The organism is Actinoplanes palleronii, assembly GCF_016862315.1.
GTDB classification, from domain to species: Bacteria; Actinomycetota; Actinomycetes; order Mycobacteriales; family Micromonosporaceae; genus Actinoplanes; species Actinoplanes palleronii.
The window spans coordinates 1-18973 of sequence record NZ_BOMS01000032.1 but is presented as its reverse complement, the minus strand read 5'-3'; the positions used below and the strand labels follow the sequence as shown (position 1 = coordinate 18973).

Annotated in this window: 13 protein-coding genes; 6 read left to right on the top strand and 7 right to left on the bottom strand. The window is 70.9% G+C overall.

Annotated features, from left to right (window positions below; translation table 11 throughout):
- Nucleotides 1-722: 722 nt before the first annotated feature.
- Together Apa02nite_RS12215 and Apa02nite_RS12210 are read right to left on the bottom strand one after the other, a co-directional pair.
- A complete protein-coding gene (locus Apa02nite_RS12215) occupies nucleotides 723-1997 on the bottom strand; it encodes a hypothetical protein (RefSeq protein ID WP_203825149.1) in 1275 nt (424 codons plus the stop codon).
- Nucleotides 1998-2097: 100 nt separating this feature from the next.
- A complete protein-coding gene (locus Apa02nite_RS12210) occupies nucleotides 2098-2424 on the bottom strand; it encodes a hypothetical protein (protein WP_203825148.1) in 327 nt (108 codons plus the stop codon).
- 377 nt (nucleotides 2425-2801) lie between these two features.
- Here Apa02nite_RS12210 and Apa02nite_RS12205 point away from each other — a divergent pair, with 377 nt between their 5' ends.
- Both Apa02nite_RS12205 and Apa02nite_RS12200 read left to right on the top strand, forming a co-directional pair.
- Nucleotides 2802-4634 carry a diguanylate cyclase domain-containing protein gene (locus Apa02nite_RS12205; RefSeq protein WP_203825147.1) on the top strand — a complete coding sequence of 611 codons (1833 nt, stop codon included), beginning with the start codon at nucleotides 2802-2804 and terminating at the stop codon, nucleotides 4632-4634.
- A 72-nt stretch (nucleotides 4635-4706) separates the two neighbouring features.
- A complete protein-coding gene (locus Apa02nite_RS12200; protein WP_203825146.1) occupies nucleotides 4707-5858 on the top strand; it encodes an RsbRD N-terminal domain-containing protein in 1152 nt (383 codons plus the stop codon).
- Between the two features lie 30 nt (nucleotides 5859-5888).
- Here Apa02nite_RS12200 and Apa02nite_RS12195 read toward each other — a convergent pair whose 3' ends face one another.
- Nucleotides 5889-7298: an LVIVD repeat-containing protein gene (locus tag Apa02nite_RS12195; protein ID WP_239164269.1), complete on the bottom strand. Its 1410-nt coding sequence runs from the start codon at nucleotides 7296-7298 to the stop codon at nucleotides 5889-5891.
- A 106-nt stretch (nucleotides 7299-7404) separates the two neighbouring features.
- On the opposite strand from Apa02nite_RS12195, the gene Apa02nite_RS12190 reads away from it, so the two are divergent.
- The gene (locus Apa02nite_RS12190) at nucleotides 7405-8055 is read left to right on the top strand and encodes a DUF305 domain-containing protein (RefSeq protein WP_203825145.1); all 651 of its coding nucleotides are present in this window, start codon (nucleotides 7405-7407) and stop codon (nucleotides 8053-8055) included.
- Here Apa02nite_RS12190 and Apa02nite_RS12185 read toward each other — a convergent pair.
- Together Apa02nite_RS12185 and Apa02nite_RS12180 are read right to left on the bottom strand one after the other, a co-directional pair.
- On the bottom strand, nucleotides 8052-8774 hold the full coding sequence (locus Apa02nite_RS12185; protein ID WP_203825144.1) for an SDR family NAD(P)-dependent oxidoreductase: 723 nt from the start codon (nucleotides 8772-8774) through the stop codon (nucleotides 8052-8054). The two genes, Apa02nite_RS12190 and Apa02nite_RS12185, sit on opposite strands and share 4 nt — an antisense overlap.
- Nucleotides 8775-8808: 34 nt before the next feature.
- A complete protein-coding gene (locus Apa02nite_RS12180; RefSeq protein ID WP_203825143.1) occupies nucleotides 8809-9627 on the bottom strand; it encodes a helix-turn-helix transcriptional regulator in 819 nt (272 codons plus the stop codon).
- 130 nt (nucleotides 9628-9757) lie between these two features.
- Between Apa02nite_RS12180 and Apa02nite_RS12175 the strand changes: the two genes are divergently transcribed.
- From Apa02nite_RS12175 to Apa02nite_RS51890, 3 genes are read left to right on the top strand one after another with little or no spacing between them, the layout of a single operon-like run.
- On the top strand, nucleotides 9758-10321 hold the full coding sequence (locus Apa02nite_RS12175) for an OB-fold-containig protein (RefSeq protein WP_203825142.1): 564 nt from the start codon (nucleotides 9758-9760) through the stop codon (nucleotides 10319-10321).
- The gene (locus Apa02nite_RS12170) at nucleotides 10321-12243 is read left to right on the top strand and encodes an SPFH domain-containing protein (protein WP_067705135.1); all 1923 of its coding nucleotides are present in this window, start codon (nucleotides 10321-10323) and stop codon (nucleotides 12241-12243) included. The genes Apa02nite_RS12175 and Apa02nite_RS12170 overlap by 1 nt, the downstream gene beginning before the upstream one ends.
- A complete protein-coding gene (locus Apa02nite_RS51890; protein ID WP_203825141.1) occupies nucleotides 12240-17054 on the top strand; it encodes a DNA repair ATPase in 4815 nt (1604 codons plus the stop codon). The genes Apa02nite_RS12170 and Apa02nite_RS51890 overlap by 4 nt, the downstream gene beginning before the upstream one ends.
- Here Apa02nite_RS51890 and Apa02nite_RS12160 read toward each other — a convergent pair.
- Both Apa02nite_RS12160 and Apa02nite_RS12155 read right to left on the bottom strand, forming a co-directional pair.
- Entirely contained in the window at nucleotides 17032-17634 is a 603-nt protein-coding gene (locus tag Apa02nite_RS12160; RefSeq protein WP_373872910.1) for an FIMAH domain-containing protein, read from the bottom strand. The genes Apa02nite_RS51890 and Apa02nite_RS12160 overlap by 23 nt on opposite strands.
- A gap of 47 nt (nucleotides 17635-17681) precedes the next feature.
- On the bottom strand, nucleotides 17682-18911 hold the full coding sequence (locus Apa02nite_RS12155; protein WP_203825139.1) for a cytochrome P450 family protein: 1230 nt from the start codon (nucleotides 18909-18911) through the stop codon (nucleotides 17682-17684).
- Between the last annotated feature and the right edge of the window lie 62 nt (nucleotides 18912-18973).

Genomic DNA, 18973 nt, shown 5'->3' with positions numbered 1-18973 from the left:
GGGCCGCTCCACCCGAACCCCCGGCGGCTCGCCGGGGGTTCGTTGATTTACATGCGCAAATCGGCCAGCCGCCGATCCAATATGGACAGCGCCCACTGGCCCCAGCGGCACCGGCCCGCCTCACCGCACACCGCGCTCCCATCGCGCGGCCCACCCCGCCCGCCTCGCACGCGCCGCACGCCTCGCGCCACCCACCCCCGCACGCGCCGCACACCCGCCCCGCCCGCCTCGCACCGCACGCCTCGCACCGCCCACCCCGCACGCGCCGCGCTCCCGCCTCGCGCCACCCACCCTCAGGCACTGCCCCGCACGCACTGCCCCGCACGCACTGCCCCGCACGCACTGCCCCGCACGCGCTGCCCGGCACGCGCCGCGCTCCCGCCTCGCACCACCCACCCTCAGGCGCCGCCCCGCACGCGCCGCCCCGCACGCGCCGCCGCCGGATCCGCCACGATCTTGACGAATGGTGGTCGCACTAAGAGCGCAAATCTCCAAGATCCAGAGAGGGCGTGCGGAGCGATAGGCACCGGGCAGAGCAGGCGCGGCGCGCGAAGAACTCACGACAGATATCCAGGCATACAGACATGGCGCGAAGCACGCGCGACAGGCACGGCGGGGAGCGCGAGGGGACGCCCGAGGGGATGCGACAGGGCATGCGCGAGAGACGCGCGAGGGGACGCACGTCAGGGCAAGGCCTGGTCGGAGCCGTGCGGGACTGGGTGTCAGGCGACGCGGGCGACGGCGGCCGGGTGGGCGGGTGCCGCCACGGTGGGCGGCTCGGTTGGCAACAGGTGGTGGACCGCGGTGGCGTGTGCGGTGGCGACGATCGACTCCTGGCACAGGCTCTGCCAGTCGCGGCGGGCGGTCTGCGCGTCCGCCCAGGCGGCGCTCTCCGCCTCGACGGCGCGCTTCCAGACCGCTTCCAGGTGGGTGGCGCTGGCTCGCTGGATGACGAGTTCCTGCTCGACCGGGTGCAGGCGGGCGTTCCAGCCACCCCGGCCGGTCAGGGCGTCGGCGACGGCGCTGGTCGGCAACTCGCCACGTTCCGCCGCAGCCCGGACCGCGAGGTGCAGGTGGCGCTCACGGTCCGCATACTCGGCCGGTGTCTGCCCGGTGAACGGCGTACCGAAGGCTGTTCCCTCCCGGCTGCGCCGCAGCCGCGAGTCGGCCGACTGCCAGGCCCGGAAGGACGCGTCGACCCGCTCGGACGCCGCTTCCCAGTTCTCCTGCCAGCGGTCCGCGGCGTACCCGGCCTGCTCCGCGGCCACCCGCACCTCGTCGGCGTAACGGACCGCCTTCAGCGCCTCGGTCGCCCGCCGCAAACGCTCCGCACGCCGCGCCGCCGCCCGCTGGAAGAAGCGGCAGAACAGGGAAGGCCGGACCGGCGCCAGATCCGCAAAAACCCTATTTTGGTACGCACGGTCAGCCGCATCACCGCCCCCACCAGCCCCGAGGCCCCCACCCGCCGCGGCCCCGGAAGGAGCAGCCACCCCAGCCAGCGGAACGGCTGCCGAGGGAACAGCCTCTCCACCGGCGGCCGAAGACGCGCCCACCACCCGCACGATCCCGACCGAAGCGGAGTCGGACGACGCCATTGCGGAAACGGCGGTGGCGAGGGAAACCGGCCCCGAGGAAATGGCGCCGCGCACCCCGGCCGAAACGGCGACGCCGGCCGCGACAGCCGGCCCCGCATACGTCACCGCGCCGGCCGGGACCGGCACCTCCGCGGCGAATGCCGGGTAGGAGAAGACCGTCTCCAGGGCGTACCCCGCGGACACCGGGCCGGTCGCGAAGAAGTCGGACGGCGCGGGCTCCGGCGCGGCCGGCCGGCGGTTCGGGCGGCCGATCAAAAACGCACACGCGTCGAGCAGCGCGCGGCCCGGGTTGCGGACTCCGGCGGGGCTGGCGAGCACCACCATGGCCGGGACGGTGGCCAGCCACAGGGCGCCCCAGATCGCGACCGGGGCCGGCTCGTGCAGCAGCATCTCGGCAACCATGTTCATGAGTTTCTTCCGCTTCCGCTCGTCTGGGGATTCCGCTGGCCGGGCACGTGCACGCGACCCCGGAGCGACCGACGTGACGGCCGGTGCCGGGGATTCAGGCGGCGGTGCGGGGCGGTGCGCGCGAACCCGCGGTACCGGTCGAGCGCTGCGCGAGAAGGGCGCGCGTGCGGTCGGCGACCGGGTAGCCGGAGACCGGCTCGGCGGGCGGTGCGGTGGCCTCGGCCGGTACGGCGGAGGCGGGTGCGGAAGCGGCGGCGCTCGCGGTGTCGATGTGCTGGGCGAGCGAGGCGGAGATCGACGCGCGGTGGACGTCCGGTGCGGTGACGGCCGGGGTCGCGGTAGCCGCGAAGAAGGCCAGGACCAGCGCCAGCAGCGCGGGGAACGACCGGAACACCGAGGTACGGTGCGCGGTCGTCGTCATGACAGTCAAACTATCCGTCCACCCTGGCCGGCCGGGGGACGCGGCGCGCCGGGCAGTCGGTTTCACCCGCAGGTGGCAGCGGACGAGAAGCCGCAGGTGGAGGCGGACCGGAAGCCGCGGGTGGAAGCGGACCGGAAACCGTGGGCCGTGGCGAAATGTCCGGTGGGGACCCGGGCCGGCCGGTTCGCCCGCCGATCGACCAGCCCGGGCCGTCGGCACCGGACCGCACGGTTCGAGCCAGTATGGTGGCTTTCCCGGCGATCACGTTCGGAGATTAAAGCCGATTTAAAGTAACCACCGCCGAGCGCTCACATCTCGCAGGTCCGGGCCGATCGAACATTCCGGACCTAAAAAGAGCGTCCACGACGGGAGCGATCATGGGCAGACGAGTCGCCGCCCTCGATCCCGTGCTGCTCGTGCTGGTGCTGGTCGGCCTGCTCATGGTCCCGCTGTTCCTCACCGGGCTGAGCGGGAACAACGCGTCGTGGACCGTGCAGACCGCCGTCGACGTGCTGGATGTCTATTTCGCCTGGCGGCTGGCGAGGCACCCGGACGTGACCGGGCCTGCCCGGAAGTTCTGGCGGGCGGTGATCATCGCCTGCGGCTCGTCCGCGGTCGGCGACACCTATCAGACGGTGCTGTCCTACGCCGGGCACGGTGACCGGATCAGCGTGGTGCAGACCGCGTTCGTGGTGTGCGGCATGGCGATCGTGGTCGGTGCCACGCTGCGGCACCCGCTCGGCGGGGAGGGCCGGCAGCGGCTGCGGCTCTGGCTGGACGCCGCCACCGTGCTCACCGGCGTCGCGGTCTTCCTCTGGTATTTCCTGCTCGCCGACGAGCTGAGCGGGCACGACGCGATCGACCGCCTGGGCGCCGCGGCCACCACGGTGGTGATGCTGCTCATCGCGTTCGGCGTCCTCAAACTGATCTTCAGCGGGACGGCGCCGTTCAACCGGTTCGCCGGGGTGCTGGGCTGCGTCGGGCTGGCCGGGACCTCGCTCGGCGCCTCGGTGGCCGGTGTGCTGTTCGGCGACGAGGTCGACCCGCAGGTGATGTTCCTGGTCCAGCTGTTCCCGTGCCTGATCGTGTCGGCCACGCTGCGGTTGCAGCTGGTGCAGACCCGGCCGGTGGACCTGGACCGCGACCGGACGGTCGGGCAGCGGCCGAGCGTGCTGCCGTACCTCGCGGTGATCGCCACCCAGCTGCTGGTGGTGAACGCGCTCCGGGACGGCGAGCCGGACCTGCGGACCTGGGGTGTGGCGATCGGCGCGGTGGCCATCACGGCGCTCGTGCTGGGCCGCCAGCTGTCCGCGGTCCGCGACAACGAGCACCTGCTCACCGAGCTGGACCAGCAGCGGGAGTGGTTCCGGGCGCTGGTCCAGAACACCTCCGACCTGACCCTCGTGGTCACCGACGACAGCGTCGTGCAGTACGCCAGCCCGGCCGCCGAGCGGGTGCTCGGCCTCGCACCGTCGGAGCTGGTGGGTCACACCCTGCACGAGCGGACGCACCCCGGCGACATGGCGACCGTGCAGCGGCACGTCGCCTGGCAGACCGCGAACCCGGGGCGGGGCCTGGCCGCCCAGGTGCGCTGGCGGCACGCCGACGGGACGTACCGATGGCTGGATCTGATCAGCACGGACCTGAGCGACAACCCGAACATCCAGGGCGTGGTGATCAACGCACGGGACGCCAGCGAGACCCGCGCGCTGCACGACGAGCTGGAGCGCCAGGCCACCCACGACGCGCTCACCGGGCTGGCCAACCGGGTGCTGCTGCAGCGCCGGATCGACGAGTCGGCCGGCGCCGCGGACGGCACCCCGGTCAGCATGCTGCTGATCGACCTGGACGGCTTCAAAGCGATCAACGATCGGCACGGGCACCACGCCGGTGACCAGGTGCTCGTGATGGTCGCCGAGCGGCTGGCCGGGCTGCTCGGTGCCGGTGAGGTGGCCGCCCGGCTGGGTGGCGACGAGTTCGCCGTACTGCTGCCGGACATCGGCCCGGAGGCGGCCGCGACGCTTGCCGACCGGATCGCCACCGTGATCGCCGCGCCCATGATGATCAACGAGCTCTGGCTGACCGTGGGCGCGAGCGTCGGTACGGCCTCCGGGCGGCCGGGCGAGGGCGATCGGCTGCTGCGCGAGGCGGACGCCGCGATGTACCAGCGCAAGCACGACCGCAAGGCGCGGGCCACCTCGCTGGGCTGATTCACATCGATGACGGCAACTGTTACTTTGCGGTAACCACGGGAGAACAATCGTCTCGATAGGTGCCGCCGGATGACTGCGAACGTGCTCACCACCCTGGTCCACGCGCTGGCCACGGACACCCGGCTGGTCGACGACGTGGTCGCCTCGGCGCGGGCGCAGTCACCGGAGTCGGCCCGGCTGCCACCGGCCGCCAGCCGCCGGCACGTGGCCGCGCTGATCACCGCCGGGTGCGCGGCGTTCCTGGGCGCCGGCGAGGCGGGTGACGAGGACTTCGCCGACGCGGTGCGGTTCGGCGCCGAGGGCGCGTCGCTCGGTGTGCCGGTGGGCGCACTGCTCTCCGGGGTGCACGGCGGGCGCAGCCGGATCCTGGAGATCGCCATCGCCCGGGGCCGGGCCGCCGGCCTGCCGGACGACGTGCTGCTGCAGGGGCTGCTGCGACTCGACCGGTACGGCAACGCCCTGGAACGCCACGTGCTGGCCGGATACCGGACCGCCGAGCGGCAGCTGGACCTCGATCGGCGGGCGGCCCGGATCAGGCTGCTGCGGCACCTGCTGCTCGGCGAGGGCACCGACGGCGCCGACGGCACGGACGCCGGTGGCGACCTGGGGCGGTTCGGGCTGACCGCCGAGGGGCGTTACCACTGCGTGGTGTCGGACGCCGCCGAACCGGCCCGGGTACGCGAGCTGGAGCAGGCGTTCGCGCGCTGCGGCGGGGTGCTGGCGCCGGTCGGCGGGCGGCTCAGCGGGCTGACCCCGCGGCTGCCCGGCGTGATGCCGGGACTGGTCGTGAGCACTCCCCCCGTACCGTTGAAAAACGCCGCAGCCGCGCACCGCCTCGCCCTCGCCGCGCTGCAAGCGGCGCGCGTCCGCGGGGAGACCGGCACGCACGGGGTGACCTCGCTGGCCGGGGAGACCGCGCTGGCCGAGCAGCCGATGCTGGCCGGGTTCCTGAGCGACGAGTTGCTGGGCGCGCTGCAACCGGACGACGACTTCCATCGGGATCTCGCCGGGACCGCGCTCGCCTACCTGGACCGGGGTCAGCGGCTGGACCTGACCGCGGGCTCGCTGCATCTGCATCCGAACACGGTCCGCTACCGGCTGCGGCGGTTGCACGAGCTGACCGGGTTCGGCGCGTCGGGTGAGCAGCTCACCGTGCTGGAGACGGTGCGCTGGTGGTGGGCCCTGTGGGCGTGGTCGAAGGCGGCCGCGCCGCACGGGTGAGACCGGCCCGCCAGCCGGTCCCCCCGAGCGTCACCAGGTGTAGAAGTTCGCCTGGGTCTGCGCGTTGAACTCCCGGGTGCGGAAGTGCTCCGCGCCACGGAGCCGGCGGTCGTCGACCTTCAGGACATCGAGACCCTTCTGGATGTCACTGGAGTAGATGTAGCCGTTGTACCAGTAGGCCGACCAGGAACCGCCGACGATCAGGCGCTCGGTGCTCAGCGGCCCGCGCTCCCAGTAGGCGATCTCGACCGGCTTCGCGGAGTTGGTGAAGTCCCAGATCGAGATGCCGCCCTGGTACCAGGCCTGCACCATGATGTCCCGACCGGGCACCGGGATCAGCGAGCCGTTGTGCGCCACGCAGTTCTCGGTCGCGGCGTTCTCCCGCGGGATCTTGAAGTAGCTGCGGAAGACCAGCTTGGCCCGCTTGCCCTTGCCGACGATGTCGTAGATCGCGTCGGCGCCTCGGTCCGGTCCGACCGTGGGGTTGCAGGTCGCACCGCCACCGCCACCCAGCTCGTCGGTGTAGACCACCTTGGTGCCGGCGTTGTTGAACGTCGCCGAGTGCCAGAACGCGAAGTTCGCGGTGTCCCGGACCGTGGTGATCACCTTGGGCGCCACCGGGTTCGAGATGTCGAACAGCGCACCGTCGCCCATGCAGGCGCCGGCCGCGATGTCCTTCTGCGGGTACGCCGTGATGTCGTGGCACCCGGTCGTCGGCGAGCCGTCCTCGTCACCGCCGAAACCACCGTCCGGGAACAGCACCGGCGTCGCCACCACGGCCGCGGCCGTCGGGTTCTTCAGCGGCACCTTGACGATGGAGATCTTGTCGTGCGGCAGCGCGCAGTTCGGCACGCTCGCGCCCGACAGGTTGTACGACGACACGTAGAGGTACACCGACCGGTCCCGGCCCTTGCCCGGGATCATGGTCTGGGTGTGCGAGCCGCAGTCGGTCTTCACCGCCGCGATGTACTGCGGGTTCAGCGGGTCCTTGACGTCGAAGACCTTGATGCCCTCCCACCGCGGGGTCTCGGCCGGTGACGAGGCCGGCACCGACACGCTGGCGCACGAGTCGTCCGAGCGCTGCGAGTCGGTCGCGACGAAGAGCAGGTCGCCGTAGATCGACAGGTCGTTCTGCGAGCCGGGGCAGACCACCTGGGTGGCGATCTTCGGGTCCCGCGGGTTCTTGATGTCGTAGACGGTGAAGCCGTTGTAGTTGCCACCGAACGCGTACTTCCCGTGGAACGCCCAGTCGGTGTTCAACGAGTTCTCGGCGGCGAACGGCCCGGTCTTGTCCAGGTGGCCGACCTGGGAGATGTTCGGGCTGCTGACGATCTCGTCGACCGCGGGTATGGCGGTGGTACCGGCCCGGGCCGGCGTGCCGATCGACAATCCGAGCAGGATCGTGATCGCGGCCAGCCCTCGTGAGGCCAGGTGCTTCATGGAGCTCCTTCCGGCTGCGAGTCACCGGCGGACACCACATGTGAACGTGTGCGCACCACCAGCGACATCGATGACTTTGGCTACGATAACCGCCGGAGGGGGATAGATGAATCGGTGGAAATGGATAGCTGTCGCGGCCGTACTGCTCGGCGCGACCCTCGTCGTGGTGCTGACCAGGGCACCCGTCGATTCGCCGGCGGCGGTGCACGCATCCACCGAACCGGTGCGGGTGGTGCTGCCGGGACGGCCCGGTGAGTCCGCCCGGGTGACCGACTCCGATCAGGTGCAGGCGCCGGACGGGTCGGCGTACAACTCGGTCGACGTGACGTTCGTGCAGATGATGATCGCGCACCATGAGCAGGCGATCGAGATGGCCGGGCTGGCCGCGAGCCGGGCCGGGAACGCCGGGATCCGGGCCCTGGCCGGCCGGATCAGCGCGGCCCAGAAGCCCGAGATCGACGTACTGCGCTCCTGGCTGCGCGACCGCGGAAAGCCGGATAGTGATCCCGGTCACGATCACGCCGGCATGCCCGGGATGCAGACCCCGGCCGCGATCAGCGCACTGACCGCGGCCCGGGGCGCCGACTTCGACCGCCGCTTCGCGACCATGATGATCGCGCACCACCGTGGGGCGCAGCAGATGTCCGGCGACCTGCTGCGCAGCGGCGTAGACGAGCGACTGTCCGAAATGGCCAACGAGATGGCGGTCGAGCAGGGCAGTGAGATCAACCGCCTGAACGACCTCGGAGTCGTCTAGAGGTGCATGCCGCCGGACGCCTCGATCCGCTGGCCGGTGATCCAGCGGGTGTCGTGGCCGAGCATCGCGGTGATCACCCCGGCGATCTCCTCCGGCTCCCCGACCCGGCCCAGGGCGATCACCTTCGCCAGCCCGGCCCGGACCTGCTCGTTGTCGCGGAGCACGCCGCCGCCGAAGTCGGTGGCCGACGGGCCGGGCGCGACCACGTTCACGGTGATCCCGCGCGGGGCCAGCTCCTTGGCCAGGTAGCGGGTGAAGACCTCGACGGCGCCCTTCATCGAGGCGTACGCGGCGTAGCCGTCGCCGGTGAACCGGGCCAGGCCGGTGGAGAGGTTGACGATCCGGCCGTGGTCGGCGATCAGCGGCAGGAGCTTCTGGGTCAGGAAGAACATCCCGCGCCAGTGCACGTTCAGCAGCTGGTCGAACGCCTCCACCGAGGTCTCCGCGACGGTGGCGTGCACGCCGACGCCGGCGTTGTTGACCAGGAAGTCGAAGTCCTCCCGGCCGAACCGGTCCCGCAGCACGCCGCGCAGCCGGTCGGCGAAGTCGTCGTACGTCTCGATCTCGCCGACGGTGAGCTCCAGCGGCACCGCGTCGATCTTCTCGCCGGGGTCACCGCGGTGCGTGTAGATCACCTCGTGGCCGGCGTCGATCAGGGCCAGGGCGGTGGCGCGGCCGAGTCCACGGTTGCCGCCGGTGATCAGTGCGATTTTGGACATGGTGGTGCCTTTCTGGGTCTCGAAGAACCGGATGTCAGGCGACGGCGGCGAGCAGCTGGAGTTTCTCGTAGCTCGCCGAACCGGGCGCCGCGGTGAACACCAGCAGGACCTGTTCCTGCTCGGCGTCGTAGAGGTTCTGGCACCACAGCTCGAGCTCGCCGAGCTGCGGGTGCACCAGGGTCTTGCGGTCGACCTGCACCAGGCCGACCTGGTGCTCGTCCCAGATCGCGGCGAACTCGTCACTGGCCGCGAGCAACGCCGTGACGATCTCACCGGCCCGGCCCCGCGGGTCGGCGGTGTACGCCCGGCGCAGGTTCGCCGTGAAGTACCGCGCGTGCTTGGGGTGGTCCACCTCGGGGTAGACCCGCCGGCTGGCCGGATCGGTGAACCAGCGGTAGACGGTCGCTCGGGCCAGTCCGGTGTACCGGGTCTCGTCGCCGAACAGCGCGAGGGCCATCGGGGTCTGCCGCAGCGTCTCGCCGAACCGGGACAGCACCATGGCCGGGGTGTCCATCAGCCGGTCGACGATCCGCATCATCCCGGGGCTGATGTGGTCGTCGCGCAGTGACCGCCGCGGCGCCGGGTGCCCGCCCAGCTGGAACAGGTGATCCCGCTCGGCGAGGCTCAGGTGCATGGCCCGGGCCAGCGCGGCCAGCATCTGGTCGGACGGCGCCGGCCCGCGCTGCTGCTCGATCCGCCCGTAGTAGTCGGCCGACATGCCGGCCAGCGACGCCACCTCCTCCCGGCGCAGTCCCCCGGTGCGACGGCGCGGGCCGCGGGGCAGCCCGACGTCCTCCGGCTGCAGAGCCTCACGCCTGGTTCGTAAGAAATGGGCCAGTTGTTCCCGATCCATGACCCAAGTCTGCCCTTCCCCCGGCGCCGGATGAAGGTCATGGTTATCCCCGGACAACAAGTCCCCGGACATCGCGAATTGACGCGGGCTGTCACTCTCAGGGGACACACAGCGAACGGGAACGGGGCTCATGGCGAACGGATTCATCGAGGCCGCACTGAGCTTCCCGACCGTTCTCCTGACACCACTGCTGATCCTCGTCATCGGGTACTGGATCGTGGTCATCGCCGGTGGCGCCGACCCGGAGGCCGGGCACGAGTACGGTGCGCTGCTCGGCGTACCCGTACCGATCTTCGTCTCGCTCCTGGTCGCGCTCGCCTGGTTCGGCACGCTGGCCGGCAGCGAGTGGCACCGGACGGTCCCGCTGTGGATCATCCCGGTCGCCGCCCTGGTCCTGGCCGGGATCATCACCCGGCTGGTGGCGATCCCGCTGCGCCGGCTGATGCCGACCGGGCCGGACGCCTCCCGCGCCGATTTCGTCGGGCTCACCTGCGTGATCCGGACCGGCCGGGTGACCCGGACCTTCGGTCAGGCCGAGGTGCACTCCCCGGACGGCTCCTCGGCGATCATCCAGGTCCGGCAGACCGGTCAGGACACCTTCGCGGCCGGCACGGTCGCCCTCATCTACGACGTCGACCTGGAAGGCGAGTTCTTCTGGGTCGTTCCTGCCGATATTGCCAAGAAAGGCCTTTGATGGACGTTGTCTCCACGGGTTTCGGTGTGCTGATCGCCGTAATCGTCCTCGTCGTGATCGGCGTGCTGTTCTTCTTGAGCCGGATGTTCCGCAAGGTGGAGCAGGGCAAGGCGTTGATCGTCTCCAAGGTGCGCCGGGTGGACGTCACGTTCACCGGCGCGGTGGTGCTGCCGGTGCTGCACAAGGCCGAGTTCATGGACATCTCGGTGAAGACGATCGAGATCGCGCGCACCGGCCGGGAAGGGCTGATCTGCCGGGACAACATCCGCGCCGACATCCGGATCACCTTCTTCGTCCGGGTCAACAAGACCACCGAAGACGTGATCAAGGTGGCTCAGGCGATCGGTACCGCCCGAGCCAGCAACGAGGCGACGCTGCAGGAGCTGTTCAGCGCGAAGTTCTCCGAGGCCCTGAAGACCGTCGGCAAGCAGCTCGACTTCGTCGACCTCTACACCAAGCGCAACGACTTCCGGGACCAGATCATCGAGGTGATCGGCACCGACCTCAACGGGTACAGCCTGGAGGACGCGGCGATCGACTTCCTCGAGCAGACCCCGGTCACCTCGCTCGACCCGAAGAACATCCTCGACGCGCAGGGCATCCGGAAGATCACTGAGCTGACCGCGATCGAGGCGATCCGCACCAACGACTTCCGGCGCAACGAGGAGAAGGAGATCACCCGCCAGGACGTGGACGCCCGCGAGGCGATCCTCGAGCTGGAACGCCGCAAGGCGGACGCGGAGATCAAGCAGCGCCGGGAGATCGAGACCGTACGGGCCCGCGAGGAGGCCGAGATCGCCCTGGCCCGGGCCGAGGAGACGCTGCGCAGCGAGTCCGCCCGGATCAAGACCGAGCAGCAGCTGGGCGTGCAGTCGGAGAACAAGAACCGGGAGATCGCGGTCGCCGAGAAGAACCGCGAGCGGGTCATCGCGATCGAGACCGAGCGCATCGAGAAGGACCGGATGCTCGAGGTGATCGGCCGCCAGCGGGAGACCGAGCTGTCCACCATCTCCAAGGACAAGGAAGTCGAGACCGAGAAGCGGACCATGGCCGAGGTGATCCGGGAGCGGATCGCGGTCGACAAGACGGTCGCCGAGCAGGAAGAGAACATCAAGCGCCTGCGCGTCGTCGAGGAGGCCGAGCGGACCCGCCAGGCCGTCATCATCAACGCCGAGGCCGAGGCGCAGGAACTCCTGGTCAAGGACATCAAGGCGGCCGAGGCGGCGGAGTCCGCGGCCAAGTTCAAGGCCCGCGAGATGCTGCTGCTCGCCGAGTCCCGGCAGCAGGCCGCCGAGCTCGACGCCCGCGCCAAGATCCGGCTGGCCGAGGGCACCCAGGCCGAGGCCGCCGCGGCCGGTCTGGCCGAGGTGCAGGTCCGGGACCGTGCCGCCGAGGTGTACGAGAAGACCGGCCGCGCCGAGGCCGTGGTGGAGCGGGAGAAGGCCCTGGTCGCCGCGGAGGCGATCAAGGAGAAGCTGCTCGGCGAGGCGATCGGCCTGGAGCAGAAGGCCAGCGCGATGGCCACGCTCGACGACGTCACCCGCGCGCACGAGGAGTACCGCCTGCGGCTGGAGATGGAGAAGGAGATCCGGCTGGCCGGCATCCACGTGCACAAGGAGATCGCCGAGGCGCAGGCCATGGTGATCGCCGCGGGCCTGGAGAAGGCGGACATCGACATCGTCGGTGGCGACTCGGTCTTCTTCGACAAGCTGATCGGGTCGATCACGATGGGCAAGAGCATCGACGGGTTCGTCGAGCACAGCTCGGTGGTGCAGGGCATGGGCGCCCGGTACCTCAACGGTGAGGGCAACCTCGCCGACGACCTGCACAAGCTCGCCAGCTCGGTCTCCACCGCGGACGTCGCCAACCTCAGCGTGGCGGCGGCCGTGGCGAACCAGCTCAAGAAGGACCAGTCTGAGTGACCGGAACCGACATCGACGCCGGCACCTACGAGGTGCTCCGGGCCCGGCTCGGCGCCAAGGCCCGTGAGCTGGCCACCCGGGCCGAGACGCTCAACGCCCGCCGGGTCGAGGTCTTCGGTGCTCAGCAGACCGCGCTGCTGAGCACCGAGCGGATCCGCACCGGCAACAACTGCGTGCCGGTCGACGTGGCGCCGGCCGGGGACGCGCTGCTGTTCGGCGCGAACGCGTTCCTCGGGATGAAGGCCGAGACCGCTGTCGACGACGTGTTCGCCGTCGTCGACCGGCAGTTCCAGCCGGTCCACCACGCCGGGTTGCTGGACGACCCGGCGTTCCGGCGGGACTTCGCCGAGCTGTACCGCTACTACAAGGAGACACGGCTGCGGCAGCTGCGCCGGGTCGAGGGGCTGCTGCTCGCGGTCTTCCAGACCGGTGCGCGCGCCGACGACCTGAAGGTGCTGCGCTGGCGGGTCGGGCTCGACGGGTCGGTGGCCTACCAGGACGCCCGCGGGGAACGGGACCACGTGCTCCCGCCGACGCACGACTTCACCTGGACGCCGACCACCCGCGAGCAGCACGTGCTGGGCCGGCACCCGCACGTGTCGATCGAGGACGAGGTGTTCGTCGAGGCGGTCGGTGGCACGCTGACCGTCAAGGTGGAGAACAACACCGAGGACGGCGAGGGGATCTTCTCCGAGCCGGTGGACGAGCCGCTGCAGAGCCTGGCCGACGCGGAGATCGCGTACGCCCGGGTCGGGCCGCTGATCCTGCTGCGGGTGCTGCCGTACCAGGAGACCACGCACCGGTACCTGGTGTTCAACACGCGCACCAACGACGTGCAGCGCCTCGACGGGATCGGGCAGGCCTGTCGCCGGCTGCCCGAGGACCAGGGCGTCATCTTCCCCGGCGGGTACTACCTGGCCACCGGGGTGGCGAAGACGTTCGACCAGGACACCGGCGGGCTGGAGTTCGAGCGGGTGATCCGCTCGGTCAACGGCGAGGACGTGCTGCACGTCTTCCACGACGCCGGGTCGGGGCGGTACCTGCTGCTGCCGTACAACGTGATCCGCAAGGAGGTGGCCACGCCGATCGCGGGCCACGGCTATGCGATCTTCGACGACGGCACGCTCGTGGTGCTGCGCAGCCCGGGTGACGAGCCGACGCGGGTGCACCCCGTACAGGTGTGGCAGACGTCGTACGTCTCGGATGCCCACGCCGCGGCCCAACCTGCCGGAACCGGACCGCTCGACCGGATCGGCAACGCCGATCTGGTCCGGGGCATCGCCGACGCGCTCTCGGTGACCCGGATGGTCGACGAGATGTCCGCGGCCGGGCCGGTCTTCGAGGCGATCATCGCGGCCTGCACCCGGGCCTTCGACACCTACCACTGGATCGGCGACGAGGAGCTGGAGAACCTCGCCGAGCCGCTCGCCGAGGTGCGCGCCGCGGCCACCCAGGTGCTCGACGAGTTCGCGTCGGTGCAGGCCCTGACCGCGCAGGCGGCCCAGGCGATGGCCGACGCCGAGGCGGCGGCCGGCACGCTGATCCGCCGCGCCGAGTCCGAGGCGCCGACCACCACCAGCGGCTGGGTGGCCCGGCTCGCCGAGCTGCGGCGCGAACGCGGCAAGCTGGCCGGCCTGCGCGAGATGCGGTACGCCGACCTCGACCGGCTGGACGGGATCGGCGCGACGCTGGTCACCGCGACCGACGAGACCGCCCGCCGCGCGGTCGAGTTCCTGCGCCGCCCGGACGCGTTCACCGACTACCAGACCGTGGTCGAGGAGCTGGCCGTGCAGGCCGCCGCGATCGGCACGGTCGCCGAGGCCGAGCCGGTCCGCGACCGGATCGGTGAGCAGTCCGACGGCCTGCAGGTGGTCACCGAGGTGGTCGGCGGGCTGGAGATCGCCGACGCCACCGTGCGGGTGTCCATCCTGGAGCAGATCGGCACGGTGCTCGGCGGCCTGAACCGGGCACGGGCCACACTGGACGGTCGCAGCCGGGACCTGGCCGCGATCGAGGGCCGGGCCGCGTTCGCCGCCGAGTTCGCGCTCTTCGGCCAGTCGGTGGCCGCCGCGCTCGCCGCCGCCGACACCCCGGAACGCTGCGACGAGCACTTGGCCCGGCTGATGGCCCAGGTGGAGACGCTGGAGACCCGGTTCGGCGACGTCGACGACTTCGGTGAACGGCTGGCCGCCAAGCGCACCGAGGTCTACGAGGCGATCGCCGGGCGCCGGCAGTCGCTGCTCGACGAGCGGGCCCGGCGCGCCGACAAGCTGGCCGCGTCGGCCCGCCGGATCCTGGACGCGGTGCACCGCCGGATCACCACGCTCGGCGACCAGGACGAGGTGAACACGTATTTCGCCACCGATCCGATGGTGGCGAAGGTCCGCTCGGTCGCCGACGAGTTGCGCGCGGGCGGCGACACGGTCCGCGCCGAGGAGCTGGACGGGCAGATCAAGGCGGCCCGGCAGGAGGCGTCCCGGGCGCTGCGGGACCGGCTCGACCTGTTCAGCGACGGCGGGATCCGGCTGGGCCGGCACACGTTCGCGGTGAACGAGCAGGCCATCGACCTGACCCTGGTGCCGCACGACGGCGGGCTGGCGTACGCGATCACCGGAACCGACTACCGCGCGCCGGTCCGCGATCCCGGGTTCGAGGCGACCCGGCCGTTCTGGGACCAGCCGCTGATCTCCGAGCACCGGCAGCTGTACCGCGCGGAACACCTGGCTGCGGCGATTCTCGCCGAGAATCCCACGGCCGCGGCCACCGCACTGACCGATGGCACGTTGCGGGACCTGGTGCGCCGGGCCGCCGAGCAGAGGTACGACGAGGGCTACGAACGCGGCGTGCACGACGCCGACGCCACGGTGATCCTGGACGCGTTGCTGCGACTGCACGCGGCGGCCGGGTTGCTGCGCTATGACGCGTCGACGCGCGCTGAGGCGCAGTTGTTCTGGGCTTCCGGCACCACGCCGGAGCAGCGGTCGTTGTGGACCTTGCGGGCCTCGTCGCTGGTTCGTGCCCGGGAGCTGTTCGGATCGGTCGGCCCAGCCCTGGATCAGCTACGGTCCGAATTGGATAATTCCGCCGAATCCTCCGTGGGCGAATATCTGGTCGAGGAACTGGCCGCCGGGCACGGCTTCGCCACCAGCGCGAGCGCGCGGACCCTGCTGGACCGGTTCCATCGTGAGCTGGGTGGTGCGCGGTTCGCTGACGATCTGCGGGCATTGGAGTCGGATCCCACCGCCCAGCGTCAGTTGGCACATGCGTGGCTGAGCGCATTTTTAACGGCTAAGCCTGATGCGGGGGATAAATCCGACTTGGACGAGGCGGTCGCTGTCGAGCTGACCGGAGCAAAGCTGTCACGTTATGACGTGTCCGCTGCCACCAGCGAGACGGTCACCGGGCTGCTCGGGGTGCATCCGCGCATTACCGACGGCGGGCTCAACATCCGCTTGGACGCACTGCTCGCCCAAACCCGAGATTTCCGAAATATCAGGATGCCTGCCTTCCGTGCCTACCAGAAGCAGCGCGCCACCCTCGCCGCCACCGAACGCGACCGGCTCCGCCTGGACGAGTTCAAGCCCCGGGTGATGACCACGTTCGTCCGCAACCAGCTGCTCGACGACGTCTACCTGCCGCTGATCGGCGACAACCTGGCCCGGCAGCTCGGCGCGGCCGGCGACGACAAACGCACCGACCGCTCCGGCCTGCTCCTGCTGATCTCCCCGCCCGGCTACGGCAAGACCACGCTGATGGAGTACGTCGCCGACCGGCTCGGCCTGGTCTTCGTCAAGGTCAACGGCCCGGCGCTCGGGCACGGCGTCACGTCGCTGGACCCGGCCGACGCGCCGGACGCCACCGCCCGGCAGGAGGTGGAGAAGATCTCGCTGGCCCTGGAGATGGGCAACAACGTGCTGCTCTACCTGGACGACATCCAGCACACCAACCCGGAGCTGTTGCAGAAGTTCATCTCGCTCTGCGACGCCCAGCGCCGGATGGAGGGTGTCTGGGACGGCCGGACCCGGACGTACGACCTGCGGGGCAAGCGGTTCGCGGTGTGCATGGCGGGCAACCCGTACACCGAGACCGGGCGGCGGTTCCGGATCCCGGACATGCTCGCCAACCGGGCCGACGTGTGGAACCTCGGCGACGTGCTGTCCGGCCGGGAGGACCTGTTCGAGCTGTCCTATCTGGAGAACGCGCTGACCGCGAACACCGTGCTGGCGCCGCTCGCCGGGCGGGACTCCGGTGACCTGCCGCTGCTGATCCGGCTGGCCGAGGGGGACGAGGCGGCCCGGGCGGATCGGTTGTCGTACCCGTACTCAGCGGCCGAGCTGGAGCAGATCCTGGCCGTGCTGCGCAAGATGAAGCGGGTGCAGCGGGTGGTGCTGCGGGTCAACCAGACGTACATCGCCTCGGCCGCCCAGTCCGATACCAGCCGGACCGAGCCGCCGTTCAAGCTGCAGGGGTCGTACCGCAACATGAACAAGCTCGCCGAGCGGATCGTGCCGGCGATGAACGACGACGAGCTGGAGCAGATGCTCGACGACCACTACCTGGGCGAGGCGCAGACCCTCACCGGTGGCGCCGAGGCCAACCTGCTCAAGCTGGCCGAGATCCGTGGCCGGCTGGACCCGGCCCGGGAACAGCGGTGGGCCGAGGTCAAGGCCGGGTACCTGCGCGAGCAGGCGCTCGGCGGCAGCGAGGCGGATCCGATGGTCCGGGCGGCCGGCGCGGTCGCCCTGGTGGCCGACCGGGTGGCCGGCGTCGAGGCGGCGATCGGCCGCCTCAGATCGGCGGAAGCTGGGTAGCGAGCTGACCGGCGGCATTGGCCAGGGCGGTGAACCCGTCCTCGCTGATGTCGTCGTCCTCGTGCAGGTCGACGAGCTTCTTGGCGAAGTCCTTGAGCCGGCGGGCGGCCGCCTCCTGGTCGTTCTTGCGCAGCGACTCGGTGACCTTGCGCAGCCGCTGGCTCAGCGACCGGGCGTCGTCCCGCTCCAACTCCTCCCGGCGGACCAGCAGGCCAAGCTCGCGCTGCATCTGCTGGAGCAGCAGACCCGGCCGGACCTGCTGCGTGGCGACCGGCTTGGTGGTGGGCTTGCTGGTCGGCGGCTTGCTGGTGGCCTTCGTGCTGGTCTCGACGAGCGGCTCGACGGTGGTCAGCGCGGGCGCCGGGACCGAGCTGGTCACCGGGGCCGCGACCGGGGCCGGGGTGTCGTCGTCCGAACCGGAGAACGCCCAGTACCCGATCGCGAGGGCCAGGAACGCGCCGGCCGAGCCGAGCACGATCAGCCGGCGGCGACCGGCCGCGGCGTACTTGTCGTCACGGCGGGCCACCGTCGGCATCACGGTGGTCGGCCAGTCCGGCGCGGACGGCCGCGGATCATGCATGTTCGACACGGCCGACATCATGCCAGCCCGGGCGGTCAGCGCAAGATTTACAGACTGACCGGCAGCTCCTCCAGGCCGCGCAGCAGCAGGCCGGGGCGCCAGCGCAGGTCCTCGGCCGGGATGTCCAGCCGCAGGTCCGGGTGCCGGTCGAGCAGCGCGGTGAACGCGATCTGCGCCTCCAGCCGGGCCAGCGGAGCGCCGAGGCAGTAGTGGATGCCGTGCCCGAACGCCAGATGATGCGAGTTCGGGCGGTCCAGGCGCAGCTCGTCGGCGTCCGGGTACTGATCGGTGTCCCGGTTCGCCGACAGCAGCGAGACCACCACCGGGTCGCCGGCCGGGATGGTCACCCCACCGATCTCCACGTCCTCGGTGGCTACCCGGAAGGTGGCCGTCTCGACCGGTCCCTCGTACCGGAGAAATTCCTCGATCGCACCCGGCAGCAATCCGCGGTCCGCACCCAGACGCTCCCACTCGGCCCGGTCGCGCAGCAGCAGGTAGGCGCCGTTTCCGATCAGGTTGACGGTGGTCTCGTGCCCGGCCACCAGCAGCAGGAAGACCATCGAGGAGAGCTCCTCCTCGGTCAGCCGGTCCTCGGCGTCCCGCACCTGGATCAGCCCGGACAGCAGGTCGTCACCGGGTTTCGCGCGGCGCTCGGCGAGCAGGGTGTGGATGTATCCGACCATCGCCTCGATCGCCGGACCCAGTTTCGGCCCGGCCTGCGAACCGGCGACGACCGCGTTCGACCACTCGCGGAAGTCGTCCCGGTCCTCGGCCGGCACCCCGAGCAGCTCGCAGATCACCTGGATCGGCAGCGGGAAGGCGAACGCGTCGATCAGATCGACCTTCTTCTCCTTCTCGATCCCGTCCAGCAGTTCCGCGGCGATCTGCTCGATCCGCGGCCGCAGCGCCTCGATCCGGCGGCCGGTGAACGCGGCCGAGACCAGGCGGCGCAGCCGGGTGTGATCCGGCGGGTCGACCGCGAGCATGTGCTTGGAGATCGCCGCGCCGATGCCCGGGCCCATCGCCGCCGGCGGAGCGGTCCCCGCCGTCCGGGAACCGCCGCCGGCCTGCCCGGACCCCATCGGGAAGGATTTCTTCGACAGCCGCGGATCGGTGAGCGCGCGCCGGGCGTCGTCGTAACGGGTGATCAGCCAGGCCTCCAGGCCGCTGGGCAGCCGGGCGCGGCGGACCGGACCGGTGCCGCGCCAGGACGCGTAGGACGGATGCGGATCGGCCTGAAATGCCGGGTCGCCAAGATCAACAAGCTCCGGTGTCATGGTTCCTCCCCCGATAGCCGGAATCGACTACCGACAATACCTTTCGATCCTCAACCTCAAGA

Coding starts and splice junctions, on each gene's coding strand:
- Apa02nite_RS12175 (WP_203825142.1), top strand. CDS start 9,758: ATGGCGAACGGATTCATCGAGGCCGCACTGAGCTTCCCGACCGTTCTC.
- Apa02nite_RS12210 (WP_203825148.1), bottom strand. CDS start 2,424: ATGACGACGACCGCGCACCGTACCTCGGTGTTCCGGTCGTTCCCCGCG.
- Apa02nite_RS12190 (WP_203825145.1), top strand. CDS start 7,405: ATGAATCGGTGGAAATGGATAGCTGTCGCGGCCGTACTGCTCGGCGCG.
- Apa02nite_RS12170 (WP_067705135.1), top strand. CDS start 10,321: ATGGACGTTGTCTCCACGGGTTTCGGTGTGCTGATCGCCGTAATCGTC.
- Apa02nite_RS12195 (WP_239164269.1), bottom strand. CDS start 7,298: ATGAAGCACCTGGCCTCACGAGGGCTGGCCGCGATCACGATCCTGCTC.
- Apa02nite_RS12215 (WP_203825149.1), bottom strand. CDS start 1,997: ATGGTTGCCGAGATGCTGCTGCACGAGCCGGCCCCGGTCGCGATCTGG.
- Apa02nite_RS12185 (WP_203825144.1), bottom strand. CDS start 8,774: ATGTCCAAAATCGCACTGATCACCGGCGGCAACCGTGGACTCGGCCGC.
- Apa02nite_RS12160 (WP_373872910.1), bottom strand. CDS start 17,634: ATGCATGATCCGCGGCCGTCCGCGCCGGACTGGCCGACCACCGTGATG.
- Apa02nite_RS12180 (WP_203825143.1), bottom strand. CDS start 9,627: ATGGATCGGGAACAACTGGCCCATTTCTTACGAACCAGGCGTGAGGCT.
- Apa02nite_RS12155 (WP_203825139.1), bottom strand. CDS start 18,911: ATGACACCGGAGCTTGTTGATCTTGGCGACCCGGCATTTCAGGCCGAT.
- Apa02nite_RS12205 (WP_203825147.1), top strand. CDS start 2,802: ATGGGCAGACGAGTCGCCGCCCTCGATCCCGTGCTGCTCGTGCTGGTG.
- Apa02nite_RS12200 (WP_203825146.1), top strand. CDS start 4,707: ATGACTGCGAACGTGCTCACCACCCTGGTCCACGCGCTGGCCACGGAC.